This window comes from Aminobacter sp. BE322, from assembly GCF_050433525.1.
Lineage (GTDB): Bacteria > Pseudomonadota > Alphaproteobacteria > Rhizobiales > Rhizobiaceae > Aminobacter.
The window spans coordinates 91,490-106,805 of record NZ_JBNPXB010000005.1 but is presented as its reverse complement, the minus strand read 5'-3'; the positions used below and the strand labels follow the sequence as shown (position 1 = coordinate 106,805).

Below are 15,316 nucleotides of genomic sequence, written 5' to 3'. Positions count from 1 at the left end.
GTCACTCAGCTGCCGAACAGGCCGAGCAGCTTCTTCTTCAGCTTGGAGGCGGCGCTGCCGTCCTCGGCGGGAGCCGCCTGGGCGGCCTGGGCAGGCACTTCGGCAACGGGGGCCGGTGCCGCCGCGGCCGCGGCCTGCTGTTGCGCGGCGATCTTGGCGGCTTTCGCCGCTGCTACCGCTGCCGCCTTTTCCTCGGCCGCCTTCTTCTTTGCGGCCGCCTCGGCATCCAGCGCCGCCATCCGGCGGCCCTCGGGCGAGTCGATCCGGCCCATCCGGTCCGTCTGGGTGACGGTCCCGTCATGCGCCATGGACGGCGGCTCGATGGTCACGCGCTCACCGCGGGCCCGCCGCTTGCTCCAGTCGGAAACGAGGTTGGCCTCCTGGACGCCGACGATCGACGGCTTGACGGCCTCGGCGCTGCCGCGCGTGGCGCTGGCGAAGGCGGCCTCGTACTTGGTCTGGTATGCCTGGTAGGCCGACATCAGCCCCTGCGGCTGCGTCGAGGTCGGGCACGCGCCGGTCGGGTTGAAGGCTGCACCGGCGTCGGGCGTGCGGTTGAAGACATAGCGCTTCTCGCAGACGTCGACCTTGGGCGGAACCTTGGTGATCTCGAAGTGGTCGTAGCCCTCCTTCAGCATCTGCCAGAACGCATAGTTCGGGTCGCTGCGATAGCGCGCCATGTTGGCGGCCGTCATGCGGAAGGGGAAGGCCTGGATCTGGAACTCGGTCTGCCCGCCCTTGAAGGCTTCGAGACCGAAGGCGTAGATGTCGTCGATCTGCTCGTTGGTCATCGAGTAGCAGCCGGCCGAGGAGCAGGCGCCATGCACCATCAGGTTCGTGCCGGTGCGGCCGTTGGCGCGGTCGTAGGCGTTCGGGAAGCCGATGTTGAACGACAGATAGTAGCTCGAATTCGGGTTCATCTGCGACGGCCGCACCGAATAGAAGCCTTCCGGCGCCTGTCGATCGCCCTCGGTGAATTTCGGGCCGAGCTTGCCCGACCATTTGCAGATGTCGTAGCTGGCGATGATGTCGTAGCGCCCGTTGGTCTTCTGCTTCCAGATCTCGAGCTTGCCCTCTTCCTTGAAGATGCGGGCCATGATCGGCGACGAGCGCGTCATGCTCTTCGCCTTCATTTCGGAGAGAACCTTCTCCGACAGCCCCTTGTTCTTGGGCGCGAAGTCGTTGATGGCGGATTCCGAACATCCGCCGACCGCGAGTGCGGCGACAAGCAATCCGGCGCGAGTGATGCTGGCAATCATCGGAACTAGAATCGTCTCAATTTCGGCCGTGGCGGGTGCACGCCATCGGCTCCGGCCCGTCCTGGTTTGCTTCGACCTTAGGGTCGTTAACCTTGATAATTCCTTACCGCAAGTTTCGGCCCGTCCCCGCGCGCAAAATCCACGGCAAGTCCATTGAACTTGGCGAGGCGGCGATTTTGTGGCGAAAAGGTGCCGTGGCCAGCTTTGGCCACAGTTAACGCAATCAGAGGCTGCGGCCGATCGACAGGTACTTTTCGCGGCGCTGCTCGCGGAAGTCGACGTTGGAGCCGGCGAAGTCCTTGAGCGTCTTGGCGATCAGGTCGCCGGTGGCCGAGATTACGGCTTCCGCGTTGCGGTGCGCGCCGCCCAGCGGCTCGGCGATGATCTGGTCGATGATCTTGAGGTCGAGCAGGTCCTGCGCGGTGATCTTCATGTTGGTCGCCGCATCCTTGGAACGCGTCGTGTCGCGCCAGAGGATCGAGGCAGCACCTTCCGGCGATATCACCGAATAGATGGCGTGTTCGAGCATGAACACCCGGTTGGCGGTGGCGATCGCGATCGCGCCGCCGGAGCCGCCTTCGCCGATGACGACGGCGATGGAGGGCACCTTGAGCGCCAGGCAGGCGGAGGTGGAGCGGGCGATGGCCTCGGCCTGGCCGCGCTCCTCGGCGCCCACGCCCGGATATGCGCCGGCGGTGTCGACCAGCATGACGACGGGGATCTTGAAGCGGTCGGCCATTTCCATCAGGCGCACGGCCTTGCGGTAGCCCTCGGGGCGCACCGAGCCGAAATTGTGCTTGAGGCGGCTCTTGGTGTCGGAACCCTTTTCCTGGCCGAGTACCAGCACGGGCTCGCCGCGGAAGCGGGCGAAGCCGCCGATCATGGCCGCGTCCTCGCCAAAGGCGCGGTCGCCGGCGAGCATGGTGAAGTCGGTGAACAGGGCCCTGACGTAGTCGAGGCAGTGCGGGCGGTCGGGATGGCGGGCCACCTGCACCCTCTGCCACGGCGTCAGCGCCTTGTAGGCATCGCGCAGCGCATCGCGCGAGCGCTTCTCCAGCCGCTTGATCTCCTCGCCGACGTCGACCGCCTCGCCGTTCTCGGCGAGCTTCTTGAGCTCGAGGATTTTGCCTTCGAGGTCGGCAACCGGCTTTTCGAAATCGAGGTAATTGTACATTGGCGAGCAGACTACCACGCTTAAATAAGGGCGCCGGGGCGCCGGAATTTGTAGCGCCGCGCCAGCGGAACGAGGCACTCACATAGCGATATGGGCCCTAATCGGCAAGCGGGTGATGCTCGTTGACCAGTTTCAACAGCCGTTCTTCCAGAACATGCGTGTAGATCTGGGTGGTCGAGATGTCGGAATGGCCGAGCAATTGCTGCACGGCGCGCAGGTCGGCCCCGTTCTGCAGCAGATGACTTGCGAACGCGTGGCGCAGCACGTGCGGCGATATCTTGGCCGCCGGAATGCCGGCCCGCGCGGCCAATCCCTTGAGGTCGCGGGCGAAGACCTGGCGGGGCAGGTGCCCGCTCTCGGACGCGGCGGGAAACAGGAACGGGCTTTCGGCGAGCCTGGCATTGGCGTTGCGCTCTTCCAGCCAGCGCCGCATGGCGTCACGCGCCTTGGCCGAAAGCGGAACCATGCGTTCCTTGTCGCCCTTGCCGCGCACGACGAAGAAGCGCTCGTCGCGCAGCGCCACCGTCAGCGGCAGGCTGACGAGCTCCGAGACGCGCAGGCCGGTGGCATAGAGCACTTCGACGAGCGCATGCATGCGGGTTGCGGCCAAGCCGTCGGTTCCGGCCGCTTCCGGACTCGCTGCCTCGCTTGCCGCGCGGTCGAGCAGGCGGCCCGTTTCGCCCTCGCTCATCGTCTTGGGCAGGGCGCGGTCCTTCTTCGGACTGTCGACGATGCCGGTCGGATCGTCGCCGCGCAGGCCCTCGGCATAGAGGAAGCGGAAGAACTGGCGCAGCGCCGACAGCCTGCGCGCCTGCGACGTCGTGGCGAAGCCTCGTCCGGCGAGGTTGTCGAGATAGTCGCGGATGCCGGCCGCGTCGGCGTCGGCGAGGCGGCCGCCGAGATGGTCGGAGGCGTCCTCGAGATCGCGGCGATAGCTGGCCAGCGTGTTGTCGGCGGCGCCGCGCTCGGCGGCCATCATTTCGAGGAAGGCCTCGATGCGCGCGCCGCCGTTCATTTCTTCGGGGTGAGCTTCTCAGGCGGGATGCGGACCGAGATTTCGGCCTTCTTCGGCTCGACGAACATCACCAGCGCGACCATGGCGCCGTAGGCGATGCCCGCCAGGACCGCGAGCGTGACAAGGAACCGGAAAAGCGTCGGCATCGATGTGTTCGCCCGTCTGCCCTAAGTCGCGGTATCTGTGAGTCGTGTGCCCTTATGGGACGGCGTTCGCGCCATTTCAAGGTTGGAACGGCGCATCCGCTTGACGCCACGGGGCTTTTCATGTCGATACGCCGACGAAAGGGAAGCCATGACACCCGACGCGCACAACCCATCGCCCGACGGCTCCAGCGCTGCGCTGCTCGAGCGGCTCGGCGACCGTTCCATCGTTTTCGTCGGGCTGATGGGCGCGGGCAAGACCGCCATCGGCCGCAAGGTCGCCCAGGCGCTTGGCCTCGGTTTCGTCGACAGCGACCACGAGATCGAGGCGGTGTCGCGCATGACCATCCCGGAGCTCTTCGAGCGCTACGGCGAAGCCGAGTTCCGCGCCTTGGAGCAGCGGGTCATCGGCCGGGTGCTGGAGAGCGGCCCGCAGGTGCTGTCGACCGGCGGCGGCGCCTTCATGAACGCCCAGACGCGGGCAGCGATTGCCGCCCATGGCGTCTCGGTGTGGCTGAAGGCGGAACTCGACCTTCTGATGGAGCGCGTTTCCAAGAAGCAGAACCGGCCGCTTTTGCAGAATGCCGATCCGCGCGCCGTGCTCGCCAAGCTGATGGACGAGCGCTACCCGGTCTACGCGCTGGCCGACCTCACCGTGCCGACGCGCGACGACCGCAAGGAAGCGATCGCCGGCGAGGTGATCGAGACGCTGTGCAACCATCTCGGCGTGTCCGTCCGGATCCACGTCTCTGATGCTTCGGAGGATCACGAATGACGGGCACCGTCACAGTCGAAGTCGGGCTCGGCGACCGCGCCTACGACATCCTCATCGGCCCGGGACTGATCGCGCAGGGCGGCGAACTGGTCCAGCGGCGCCTGCCCAAGGCGCGCTCGGCAATCGTCACCGACGAGAACGTGGCTGCGGCGCATCTCGAACCGCTGATCGAAAGCCTTTCGGCGACGGGCAACCCGCCTGCCGTCGTCAAGCTCCCCGCCGGCGAAAAGACAAAGAGCTTCGAGCACCTGCAGGCGGTGGTCGACGCAATCCTGGCCACGCGGCTCGAACGCGGCGACGCGGTGATCGCACTCGGCGGCGGCGTCATCGGCGACCTGACGGGCTTCGCCGCCGGCATCGTCCGCCGCGGCATGAACTTCGTGCAGATGCCGACCTCGCTGCTGGCGCAGGTCGATTCCTCCGTCGGCGGCAAGACCGGCATCAATAGCCCGCGCGGCAAGAACCTGGTCGGCGTCTTCCACCAGCCGAAGCTGGTGCTGGCCGATACCGGCGCCCTCGACACACTGCCCGCGCGCGAGTTCCGCGCCGGCTATGCCGAGGTCGCCAAATACGGCCTCATCGACCGGCCCGATTTCTTCGCCTGGCTGGAGAGGAACTGGCAGGAGGTGTTCTCCGGCGGCCCGGCCCGCACCGAGGCCATCGCCCAGTCCTGCCGCGCCAAGGCCGACGTCGTCGCCCGCGACGAGTTCGAGACCGGCGACCGCGCCCTGCTCAATCTCGGCCACACCTTCGGCCATGCGCTGGAGGCGGCGACCGCCTATGACGGGGCGCGGCTGGTCCATGGCGAGGGCGTCGCCATCGGCATGGCGCTGGCGCACCGCTTCTCGGCCCGTCTCAACCTCGCGAGTCCCGACGCCGCGGCGCGCGTCGAGGCGCATTTGCGCGATGTCGGCCTGCCGTGGCGCATGTCGGACATCCCCGGCAGCCTGCCGGACGCCGATGCGCTGTTCGGCTACATCACCCAAGACAAGAAGGTCACCCGCGGCGCGCTCACCTTCATCCTGACGCATGGCATCGGCCAGTCCTTCATCGCCAAGGATGTGCCGGCCTCCGAAGTGCTGTCCTTCCTCAAGGAGAATCACCCGGGATGAGCGCTGCCGGCTGGATCGTCGCGGCGGTTCTGGCCGGGCTGATCCTGGCCTTTCTGGCGTTCCGCCACAGGCTGCTGGCGGTCCTCGGCTATGAGATCGTCGCACTGACGCCGCTGCGTTCGGCGCATGACGAACTGCGCGGAGCGGTGGACGAGTTCCACCGCGAGGGGCACGTGGTGAAGCAGGACCGCGACCAGGTTGGCGGCCTCCTCGACCTGCGCGAGCTCGAAGTCTCCGACGTCATGGTCCACCGCACCAACATGCGGCTGTACAACGCCGACATCGCGCCGGAAGCGCTGGTGCGCGAAATGCTGCAGAGCCCCTATACGCGCATGCCGCTGTGGCGCGGCACTATCGACAACATCGTCGGCGTCATCCACGCCAAGGACCTGCTGCGCGCGCTCAACGAGGTCGAGGGCGACTACGCCAGGGTCGACGTGCTCAAGGTCGCCTCCAAGCCCTGGTTCGTGCCCGACACCACCACCCTGCAGGACCAGCTCAACGCCTTCCTGCGCCGCAAGCAGCACTTCGCCATCGTCGTCGACGAATATGGCGAGGTCGAAGGGCTGGTGACGCTCGAAGACATCATCGAGGAGATCGTCGGCGAGATCGCCGACGAGCACGACATCGACGTCCAGGGGGTCAAGCAGGAGTCCGACGGTTCGGTGGTCGTCGACGGGTCCGTGCCGATCCGCGACCTCAACCGCGCCCTAGACTGGCACCTGCCCGACGACGAGGCGACGACGATCGCCGGTCTCGTCATCCACGAGACCCAGTCGATCCCGGAGGAGAAGCAGGCCTTCACCTTCCACGGCAAGCGCTTCATCGTCATGAAGCGCGACAAGAACCGGCTGGCGCGCATCCGCATCAGGCCGGCGACGGTGGAACCGCAGCCAGGCTCCCCAAAGTCCTGACTATGGTCATTGACCATAGTCATAATTGCGCTATCTTGTTTGCAGCAAGGGAGATGGTGCGATGACCGCTCGCGTATCCAAATCCGAGTTCAAGGCGAAGGCGCTCGAATATTTCCGCGAGATCGAGGCGACCGGCGAGCCGCTGATCGTCACCGATCATGGCAAGCCGAAGCTGGAAATCCGGCGCATCGACGAAAAGGACCGCAACCCCTTGGAAGTGCTTAAGGGGTCGGTGCTTCGCTATGACAATCCGTTCGAGCCCGTCGGCGTGGAGGACTGGGACGCGTCGAGATGATCGTCCTGGACACCCACGCGCTCGTCTGGTGGATCGGCGGCGACGCCTCGAGACTGTCAAAGGCCGCGAAGCAAGCCATCGACGGGGCACTGGCCGCGGACGGTGTCGTCGCGTCGTCTATCTCCGCCTGGGAGATTGCCATGCTGGTCTCGAAGGGGAGGCTGAATTTGGCGATGGATGTCGAGCGCTGGCTGGGCCTCGCCGGCGGGATCGAGGGCTTTCGCTTCGTCCCGGTCGACAACCTGATCGCTGTACGCAGCGTTACCCTGCCTGGCGAGTTCCATGCCGATCCGGCGGATCGCATGATTGTCGCGCTTGCCCGTGAACTGGCGGTGCCGCTGGTAACGGCCGACAGCAAGATCGCGCTCTATCCGCATGTGAAGAGCATCTGGTAGCTCAGGGAGCCGTCACTCCTTTGCCAACGCGTGCGGATCGAGGATCGCGCCAGAGCAACCTGGCTGCTGCGAGGCCGAGCGCGGCCCCCGCCAGCTGCGCGGCGATGAAGGCTGGTGCGTCCGAGGGCGCTATCCCGGCAAAGGTGTTCGTGAGCGCGCGCGCGACCGTCACCGCCGGGTTGGCGAAGGATGTCGACGAGGTGAACCAGTAGGCGGACAGGATGTAGAGGCCGACCGCCGCCGGCGTCGATTTCGGCGCCCGGGCGATGCAGCCGAAAATCGTCAGCACCAGGCCGGAGGTTGCCACCGCCTCGCCCAGCCACTGGCCGGAGCCGCTGCGGGCCGTCGCCGACAGCTGCAGGACGGGCAGCTCGAACATGGCATGCGCGACAGCCACGCCGAGGATTGCCCCGGCCACTTGCGCGGCAGCGTAAAGCGCCAGGTCCGACCATGCGAGGCGCCGTTCCAGCGCCATGGCCAGGCTGACCGCCGGGTTGAAATGCGCACCCGAAACCGGTCCGAATATGGTGATCAGCACGACCAGCGCCGCCCCGGTCGCGAGTGCGTTGCAGAGCAGGGCGAGCGCGACGTTGCCGTCCGACAATCGCTCCGCCATGATCCCCGAGCCGACGACGGCGGCAAGCAGGAAGGCGGTTCCGAGCGCTTCGGCCAACAGGCGGCGGGGCATCGGCTCGCCGGTCATTTCGCCGGGCCGCCGGCCTTGCCCGAAGCGCCTTCCATCCGGCCGATCTCCTCGAGATGGGAGGTCAGCGCCATGCGGTCGAGGCTGGCGATCGGCAGGGAGGTGAACGCCCGGATTCGGTTGCGCATGTATTTGAAGGCGGTGACGAAGGCCGCTTCCTTGTCGATGTCGGTGCCCTCGGCATGGCTGGGGTCCTCGATGCCCCAATGCGCATTGGCGGGATGGCCGGGCCACACCGGGCAGGCTTCGCCGGCCGCGTCGTCGCAGACGGTGAAGATGAAATCCATCTGCGGCGCGCCTTCGACCGCGAACTCGTCCCAGGTCTTCGACCTGAAGCCATCTGCCGGATAGCCGTAGCTTTCGAGTACCTTCAGCGCAAACGGGTTGACCGCGCCCCTGGGCTGGCTGCCGGCGGAGAAGGCGTTGAAGTTGGGCGCCCCGTCCTTGCGCAGGATGCCCTCGGCGAGGATCGAGCGGGCGCTGTTGCCGGTGCAGAGGAAAAGCACGTTGAAGGGCCGGTGGGTCACGGGATCACTCCAATGGAACGCAGCAGGGGGAAAGCAGCGGCGCGCAGTCTTCGGGCCTGCCGCCGCAGCAGTCTTGCAGCAGGAAGGTGAGGACGCCGCGCAGCGCAGGCAGGTCGGCGCGGTAGACGATCGAGCGGCCGTTGCGGTCGCGGCTCGCCAGGCCGGCGCGGACGAGCACGGCGAGGTGCGCCGACATGGTGTTCTGCGGCACGCCGAGGCGGCGCGCCAGTTCGCCGGCGGCTATGCCATCGGGCCCGGCGGCGGCAAGCCGTCGGAAGGCCTCCAGCCGCGTCGGCTGGGCAAGTGCGGCCAGCGCCTCGATCGTTTCGTTTGCATCCATATATCCAGACTAGTGGATATATGTGACGGCCGGATGACGGTTCGTTGCCGTCCGGTTGGGAGTTGCTGGGCTACCAGCGCGTCGCTTCGCCGGGTGCCGCGGGTTCGATGGCGAGCGCGTGCAGGCCGGCCTTCAGCTCGGCTGCCAGTGCCTCGTTGACGGCGCGGTGGCGATCGATGCGGCTCATGCCGGCAAAGGCGGGTGCAACGATGCGGATGCGGAAATGCGTCTCGCCGGCGCCGTCGAAGACCGCTTCATGGCCGCCGTCGACATGGTGATGGCCGGCATGCAGGTGGCTCTCGTTGATGACCGCAAGCCGCTCGGGCGAAAATGCCTTGTTGAGCTTGTCTTCGATGGACGCCTGTATGGACATCGGGCTCACCTTTCACCACATGTGTCTTCGTCGCCACCAATCACAGCCTTCGGGCTCGATTGGGCCGCAAATCAGGGGTTAGGGCGATCATCCTGGAAATGTCAATTCTTGTTTCGCCGCTCGTTCAGGCGGTAAATGTCATCAGATGAAGCCGAACCCGAAATATTTCGACAAGATCCGCGTCCGGCCCGATCCGGAAGCGGAGGCCAAGGCGCGCGCGCCGCTCTGCCAGTGGGACGGCTGCAACGAGCCGGGCACGCATCGCGCCCCGGTCGGCCGCATGGCCGAAGGGCAGTATTTCAAATTCTGCTTCCACCACGTGCGGGAGTACAACAAGGGCTTCAACTATTTCTCCGGCCTCGCCGACAGCGAGATCGCACGCTTCCAGAAGGAGGCGCTGACCGGCCATCGCCCGACCTGGACCATGGGCGCCAACAGTTCGGCACGCTCGGCGCCCGATTTCGCCCAGCAGCGCTCGGGCCGCGCCGGCTACTACGCACGCATGCGCGACCCGTTCAACATGTTCGGCGGCCAGGGCGCGACGCGCCAGCGCAAGGCGAAGCCGCTGGAGGCCAAGGCGCTGGAGACGCTCGGCCTCGATTCGAAGGCTACTGGCGCCGACATCAAGGCGCGCTACAAGGAACTGGTGAAGCGTCACCACCCCGACGCCAATGGCGGCGACCGCGGCTCCGAGGAGCGCTTCCGGGATGTGCTCCAGGCATACCGGGTGCTCAAGCAGGCGGGATTGTGTTGAGCCAGCCGCGGGCGCGGCCTTTTTCCAACTATCCTCCGGCTGGAAAAGGCATTAAGACCGCCCGCGAAGAAATTTCGATTACCGGCGTAGCTGAGGCTCCGCGCGTGGAGAGGTCATGAACAAGGTCGATCGCGACATTGCCAACCTGCCTGACACGACGGTGTCGGTGAAAGACACCTTCGGGTTCGATTCGAAGATGGTCGTGCCGGCCTATTCGGTTGCCAGCGAGCATGTCCCGGACGTCGATCCCGACTACCTGTTCGACAAGGCGACCACGATGGCGATCCTCGCCGGCTTCGCCTACAACCGCCGCGTCATGGTCTCGGGCTATCACGGCACCGGCAAGTCGACCCATATCGAGCAGGTCGCCGCCCGCCTCAACTGGCCCTGCGTACGCGTCAACCTCGACAGCCATGTCAGCCGTATCGACCTCGTCGGCAAGGATGCCATCGTCGTCAAGGAAGGCATGCAGGTCACCGAGTTCCGCGACGGCATCCTGCCCTGGGCCTACCAGCACAACGTCGCGCTCGTCTTCGATGAATATGACGCCGGCCGTCCGGACGTGATGTTCGTCATCCAGCGCGTGCTCGAATCCTCGGGCCGGCTGACGCTGCTCGACCAGAGCCGCGTCATCCGCCCGCACCCGGCCTTCCGCCTGTTCGCCACCGCCAACACGGTCGGCCTCGGCGACACGACCGGCCTCTACCACGGCACGCAGCAGATCAACCAGGCGCAGATGGACCGCTGGTCGATCGTGACCACGCTGAACTACCTGCCGCACGACAACGAGGTGGCGATCGTCATTGCCAAGGCCAAGCACTACCGCGACGCCAAGGGCAAGGAGATCGTCAACAAGATGGTCCGCGTCGCCGACATGACGCGCTCGGCCTTCGTCAACGGCGACCTGTCGACGGTCATGAGCCCGCGCACGGTCATCACCTGGGCCGAGAACGCCGAGATCTTCGGCGATGTCGGCATGGCCTTCCGCCTGACCTTCCTCAACAAGTGCGACGAGCTCGAGCGTTCGGTCGTGGCCGAGTTCTACCAGCGCGCCTTCGGCGAGGACCTGCCGGAATCATCCGCCAACGTCGTGTTGGGGTAAATCCGGCGAGCATGCGGTGACGTCGGCAGCCGAGATACCCCCACCCCTAACCCCTCCCCACAGGGGGGAGGGGGACTCGGCACCGTCGCTTCTCGCCGTGACTGGTGCCAATAAGCTGCCGGCGATGGAAATTTCCCCTCCCCCTTGTGGGGAGGGGCTAGGGGTGGGGGTAAGTTCTCTAGCCAGCATTCGGAGCCATTGATGGCAGGGCCGGGCGACAACACGCGCAACAAATCCAAGACGGGCGCGGAGGCGGACAGCTTCAAGCGCGCGATGACGGTGTGCATGCGCGCCATTTCCGGCGACAACGAATTCGAGGTCGCCTTCGCCAAGGAGCGGCCGGCGCTCGCCGGCAACCGCGCCCGTCTGCCCGAGCTGCCGAAGAAGGCCACCGCCAACGACATCGCGGTGACGCGTGGTCTCGGCGACTCCATGGCGCTGAAACGCGCCTGCCACGACAACCGCGTCCATGCCCGGCTCGCGCCCGAGGGCAAGCAGGCCCGCGCCATCTACGATGCCGTCGAGCAGGCCCGCGTCGAGGCGATCGGCAGCCGCGCCATGGCCGGCGTCGCCGAGAACATCTCCTCGATGCTCGAGGACAAATACGCCAAGGCGAACCTCGCCGAGGTCACCGAACAATCCGAAGCGCCGCTCGAAGAGGCGCTGGCCCTGATGGTGCGCGAGAAGCTGACCGGCCGCCCGGCGCCCAAGAGCGGCGAGCGCATGGTCGGGCTCTGGCGCAAATGGGTGGAGGACAAGGCCGGCGCGGACCTTGGCCATCTCGCCCAGAATCTCTCCGACCAGCAGGCTTTTGCGCGCGTCGTGCGCGAGATGCTGGCGTCGCTCGAAATGGCCGAGGAACTGGGCGACGACCAGGAGACCGAGGACAACGAGGACCAGGACGACGAGGAACAGCAGGGCGACGACCAGAGCGAGGAGGGCGGCGAGGACGACTCGGGCGCCGACCAGTCCGAATCCGACGACGCCGAATCCTCGGCAGAGGAGGAGCCGTCGGGCGAGATGGAGGCGGCCGACGCCACCTCCGACGACATGTCCGACGACGACGATACCGATTCCGAGACGCCGGGCGAGGCTCGCCGCCAGGACAATCCCTTCGCCAACCTGCCCAGGGAAATCGACTACAAGGTCTTCACCACGTCCTTCGACGAGACGGTGGGTGCGGAAGAGCTGTGCGAGGAGGACGAACTCGACCGCCTGCGCGCCTTCCTCGACAAGCAGCTCGCCAACCTGCAGGGCGTGGTTGGCCGTCTCGCCAACCGCCTGCAGCGCCGCCTGATGGCGCAGCAGAACCGCTCCTGGGATTTCGACCTCGAAGAAGGCTATCTCGATCCGGCCCGCCTCGTGCGCGTCGTCATCGACCCGATGCAGCCGCTGTCGTTCAAGCAGGAGCGCGACACCAAGTTCCGCGACACGGTCGTCACGCTTGTGCTCGACAATTCCGGCTCGATGCGCGGCCGGCCGATCACGGTCGCCGCCACCTGCGCCGACATCCTGGCGCGCACGCTCGAGCGCTGCGGCGTCTCGGTCGAGATCCTCGGTTTCACCACGCGTGCGTGGAAGGGCGGGCAGGCGCGCGAGAAGTGGCTGAAGGACGGCAAGCCGGCAAATCCCGGCCGCCTCAACGACCTGCGCCATATCATCTACAAGAGCGCCGATGCGCCGTGGCGCCGTGCCCGCCGCAACCTCGGCCTGATGATGCGCGAGGGCCTGCTCAAGGAGAACATCGACGGCGAGGCGCTGCTGTGGGCGCACCAGCGCCTGATCGCGCGGCCCGAGCAGCGCAAGATCCTGATGATGATCTCGGACGGCGCCCCGGTCGACGATTCGACGCTGTCGGTGAACCCGGGCAACTATCTGGAGCGCCACCTGCGCGCCGTCATCGATCTGATCGAGACGCGCTCGCCGGTCGAACTGCTCGCCATCGGCATCGGCCATGACGTCACGCGCTACTATCGTCGCGCCGTCACCATCGTCGATGCCGAGGAACTGGCCGGCGCCATGACGGAGCAGCTCGCCTCGCTGTTCGACGAGGAAAGCGCGCGCGATCACCGCCGCGGCGGCTTCCGGCGCGCCGGATGACCTCCCGCCTGGCCCGATCGCGGCAGTTCGCATGCGCGGCGGTCGCGGCGCTGGCCATGTCGGCGTCGCTGACCGGTTCGTCGATCGCTGAAATTCCGTCGGTCGAGCAGGTCGAGGTTTCCGCGCGCACGATCGACAAGTTCCAGGTCGGCCGCGACGAGACCATGTTCGGCCCGCTCGAATTCGTCGGCGGGCTCGAGCTCACCTCGTCGTCACGCAATCTCGGCGCGCTCTCGTCCTTCCGCTTCCTCAAGCCGGGCGGCGATTTCATCGGCGTCGCCGACACCGGCTTCTGGTTCTTCGGCCGCGTCGTCAGGGATGCGGACATGCGGCCGGTCGGGATCGAGAATTTCCGCATGGTCCAGATGGTCGACGCCTCCGGCAACGTCATCGAGAAGAAGTGGCTTGCGGATGCCGAGGGTCTCGATGTCAGGGACGGCATCGCCACCGTCGGTTTCGAGCGCACCCACCGCGTCGCCCAGTTCCGCATCGAGCCCGACGCGATGAAGTCGGATTTCCGCCAGCTCGACTTCGTCGTGCCGCGCAACGAACTGCGCCAGAACCGGGGCTTCGAGACGGTCGCCTATTCCAAGGACAAGGGCGGGCTGGTGGTGGTCTCCGAAAAGAGCCTCGACCAGGCCGGCAACATCTTCGCCGCGATCATCGAAGGGCCGAACAAGGGCGTCTTCACGGTCCGCCGCGACGGCGAATTCGACATCACCGACGGCGCCTTCCTGCCCGGCGGCGACCTGCTCCTGCTCGAACGCAGCTTCTCCATCGCTTCCGGGGTGAAGATGCGGCTGCGGCGGATCGCCGACGACAGCATCGGCCGCGGCCAGGTCGCCGACGGTCCGGTGCTGTTTACGGCCGACATGGGCTACCAGATCGACAATATGGAAGGGCTCGACGTCTGGCAGCGCGAGGACGGCGCGCAGATGGTGTCACTGATCTCGGACGACAACCACTCGATCCTGCAGCGCAATCTCTACCTGGAGTTCAGGCTCCACGAGGATTGAGCCGAGGCTCTCCCTCCCTTTCGAGGGGAGGGTGGCCAGCCGCAGGCTGGTCGGGTGGGGTAACCTCCGAGCGCCGAGTTCACGCCGGCCCCACGCACGCAAAAAAAGCGAGGGGTCCCCCAACCCCTCGCTGCCTGCAACTTGTTGCCTCGGGGTATCCTCCCCGTGAGGCGTCCGGCGGTCAGGCTGCCAGGTGGTTCGAAGCGGCCTGCGCGTAGTTGCGGCCGAAGCGGTTGGCGAGGAAGGCGTCGAGCGCGATGTCTTCCTGGCGGATGAAGCCCTTCTGCGGCAGGGCGCCGTTGGCCAGCATGTCGAGCACGGCGCAGATGCCGGAAGCCGTGGTGATCTGGATGGCGCTGCGGACAAGCTTGCCCAGCTGGCGGCTGTAGATCTTGTTGGCGTAGCTTTCCTGCAGCAGGCGACCGCCCTTGCGGCCGCTGACGGTGACGAAGATCACGACCACGTCCTGCAGCGTCGCCGGCAGGGCGTTTTCGAGGATGTCCTTCAACACTTCGCGGCGGTGGCGCAGGCCGAGGTCGTTGAGCAGCGCCTTCATGATCGCGGCGTGGCCGGGATAGCGGATGGTGCGGTAGTTGAGCGTGCGCACCTTGCCTTCGTAGGTCTCGCACAGCGTGCCGAGGCCGCCCGAGGTGTTGAACGCCTCGTAGGTGATGCCGTCGAGCGAGAACTCCTCGCGCTCCTCGAGCGGCGGGACTTCGATCAGTTCGCCCTCGACGATCGCCTCGCAGGGCTCGCAATATTCGTTGATGACGCCGTCGGTGCTCCAGGTCAGGTTATAGTTGAGCGCGTTCGACGGGTACTGCGGCAGGGCGCCGATGCGCATGCGCACGCTCTCCAGCGAATCGAAGCGCTTGGCGAGATCGTTGGCGACGATGGAGATGAAGCCCGGCGCCAGGCCGCACTGCGGGATGAAGGCGCTGTTGGCCTTGGCCGCCAGTTCCTTGACGATACGGGTCGAGGCGACGTCCTCGGTCAGGTCGAGATAGTGCACGCCGGCCTTGGCAGCAGCCTCGGCGATCCTGGTGGTCAGGTGGAAGGGTGCCGCCGACATCACGGCGAACTTGCCGGCCAGCACGGCGTCCAGCGCGCCGGCCTCGGCGATCTCGACCTGTCTGGTCTCGACATTGCCGCCGACTTCCAGCGCGTCGAGCGCGGCCTGCGAGCGGTCGACCACGGTCACCTTGTAGTCGCCGGTCTCCGCCAGCATGTCGGCGATGGTCGAGCCGATCTTGCCTGCGCCTACGACAACGATCTGTTTCATGGTCATGTCCCCTTGGAGTGCAATTTCGCGCGCGATT

Annotated in this window: 18 protein-coding genes; 9 read left to right on the top strand and 9 right to left on the bottom strand. The window is 66.4% G+C overall.

The features are described 5' to 3' along the window. Positions 1 to 5: 5 nt before the first annotated feature. From J2X50_RS10105 to J2X50_RS10090, 4 genes are all read right to left on the bottom strand, one after another. Positions 6 to 1,259, bottom strand: coding sequence for a L,D-transpeptidase family protein (locus J2X50_RS10105; protein WP_429094439.1), 1,254 nt, complete (start codon positions 1,257 to 1,259; stop codon positions 6 to 8). A gap of 223 nt (positions 1,260 to 1,482) precedes the next feature. Further along, positions 1,483 to 2,433: an acetyl-CoA carboxylase carboxyltransferase subunit alpha gene (locus J2X50_RS10100; RefSeq protein WP_429094437.1), complete on the bottom strand. Its 951-nt coding sequence runs from the start codon at positions 2,431 to 2,433 to the stop codon at positions 1,483 to 1,485. 97 nt (positions 2,434 to 2,530) lie between these two features. Then, the gene (locus J2X50_RS10095) at positions 2,531 to 3,448 is read right to left on the bottom strand and encodes a site-specific tyrosine recombinase XerD (RefSeq protein WP_429094435.1); all 918 of its coding nucleotides are present in this window, start codon (positions 3,446 to 3,448) and stop codon (positions 2,531 to 2,533) included. Beyond that, positions 3,445 to 3,594, bottom strand: a complete 150-nt coding sequence (locus tag J2X50_RS10090) for a histidine kinase (RefSeq protein WP_340040646.1) — start codon at positions 3,592 to 3,594, stop codon at positions 3,445 to 3,447. The genes J2X50_RS10095 and J2X50_RS10090 overlap by 4 nt, the downstream gene beginning before the upstream one ends. A gap of 148 nt (positions 3,595 to 3,742) precedes the next feature. Between J2X50_RS10090 and J2X50_RS10085 the strand changes: the two genes are divergently transcribed. The 5 genes from J2X50_RS10085 (at position 3,743) to J2X50_RS10065 (ending at position 7,082) form a co-directional block, all read left to right on the top strand. Further along, complete coding sequence (locus tag J2X50_RS10085) at positions 3,743 to 4,366, top strand: shikimate kinase (RefSeq protein WP_429094433.1); 624 nt, start codon at positions 3,743 to 3,745, stop codon at positions 4,364 to 4,366. Next, on the top strand, positions 4,363 to 5,478 hold the full coding sequence (gene aroB, locus J2X50_RS10080) for a 3-dehydroquinate synthase (protein ID WP_429094431.1): 1,116 nt from the start codon (positions 4,363 to 4,365) through the stop codon (positions 5,476 to 5,478). The genes J2X50_RS10085 and aroB overlap by 4 nt, the downstream gene beginning before the upstream one ends. Continuing rightward, entirely contained in the window at positions 5,475 to 6,392 is a 918-nt protein-coding gene (locus J2X50_RS10075) for an HlyC/CorC family transporter (RefSeq protein WP_429094430.1), read from the top strand. The genes aroB and J2X50_RS10075 overlap by 4 nt, the downstream gene beginning before the upstream one ends. A gap of 61 nt (positions 6,393 to 6,453) precedes the next feature. After that, positions 6,454 to 6,687, top strand: a complete 234-nt coding sequence (locus J2X50_RS10070; protein WP_429094428.1) for a type II toxin-antitoxin system Phd/YefM family antitoxin — start codon at positions 6,454 to 6,456, stop codon at positions 6,685 to 6,687. Then, complete coding sequence (locus J2X50_RS10065) at positions 6,684 to 7,082, top strand: type II toxin-antitoxin system VapC family toxin (protein WP_429094426.1); 399 nt, start codon at positions 6,684 to 6,686, stop codon at positions 7,080 to 7,082. The genes J2X50_RS10070 and J2X50_RS10065 overlap by 4 nt, the downstream gene beginning before the upstream one ends. A gap of 1 nt (position 7,083) precedes the next feature. Here the strand turns inward: J2X50_RS10065 and J2X50_RS10060 are convergent, their stop codons facing one another. The 4 genes from J2X50_RS10060 to J2X50_RS10045 form a co-directional block, all read right to left on the bottom strand. Then, on the bottom strand, positions 7,084 to 7,770 hold the full coding sequence (locus J2X50_RS10060; protein WP_429094424.1) for an aquaporin: 687 nt from the start codon (positions 7,768 to 7,770) through the stop codon (positions 7,084 to 7,086). A gap of 11 nt (positions 7,771 to 7,781) precedes the next feature. Further along, on the bottom strand, positions 7,782 to 8,312 hold the full coding sequence (locus tag J2X50_RS10055) for an arsenate reductase ArsC (protein ID WP_429094423.1): 531 nt from the start codon (positions 8,310 to 8,312) through the stop codon (positions 7,782 to 7,784). A 4-nt stretch (positions 8,313 to 8,316) separates the two neighbouring features. Next, positions 8,317 to 8,652 carry an ArsR/SmtB family transcription factor gene (locus J2X50_RS10050; RefSeq protein ID WP_429094421.1) on the bottom strand — a complete coding sequence of 112 codons (336 nt, stop codon included), beginning with the start codon at positions 8,650 to 8,652 and terminating at the stop codon, positions 8,317 to 8,319. A 70-nt stretch (positions 8,653 to 8,722) separates the two neighbouring features. After that, a complete protein-coding gene (locus tag J2X50_RS10045; protein ID WP_429094419.1) occupies positions 8,723 to 9,025 on the bottom strand; it encodes a BolA family protein in 303 nt (100 codons plus the stop codon). A gap of 145 nt (positions 9,026 to 9,170) precedes the next feature. Between J2X50_RS10045 and J2X50_RS10040 the strand changes: the two genes are divergently transcribed. The 4 genes from J2X50_RS10040 to J2X50_RS10025 all read left to right on the top strand — a co-directional run bounded on the left by J2X50_RS10040 (position 9,171) and on the right by J2X50_RS10025 (position 13,997). After that, entirely contained in the window at positions 9,171 to 9,779 is a 609-nt protein-coding gene (locus J2X50_RS10040; RefSeq protein ID WP_429094417.1) for a J domain-containing protein, read from the top strand. A gap of 115 nt (positions 9,780 to 9,894) precedes the next feature. Continuing rightward, positions 9,895 to 10,881, top strand: coding sequence for a cobaltochelatase subunit CobS (cobS, locus tag J2X50_RS10035; RefSeq protein WP_429094415.1), 987 nt, complete (start codon positions 9,895 to 9,897; stop codon positions 10,879 to 10,881). A gap of 201 nt (positions 10,882 to 11,082) precedes the next feature. Beyond that, on the top strand, positions 11,083 to 12,981 hold the full coding sequence (gene cobT, locus J2X50_RS10030; protein ID WP_429094414.1) for a cobaltochelatase subunit CobT: 1,899 nt from the start codon (positions 11,083 to 11,085) through the stop codon (positions 12,979 to 12,981). After that, positions 12,978 to 13,997, top strand: coding sequence for an esterase-like activity of phytase family protein (locus J2X50_RS10025; protein ID WP_429094412.1), 1,020 nt, complete (start codon positions 12,978 to 12,980; stop codon positions 13,995 to 13,997). The genes cobT and J2X50_RS10025 overlap by 4 nt, the downstream gene beginning before the upstream one ends. Positions 13,998 to 14,178: 181 nt before the next feature. Here the strand turns inward: J2X50_RS10025 and J2X50_RS10020 are convergent, their stop codons facing one another. After that, complete coding sequence (locus J2X50_RS10020) at positions 14,179 to 15,279, bottom strand: saccharopine dehydrogenase C-terminal domain-containing protein (RefSeq protein WP_429094410.1); 1,101 nt, start codon at positions 15,277 to 15,279, stop codon at positions 14,179 to 14,181. Positions 15,280 to 15,316 lie beyond the last annotated feature (37 nt).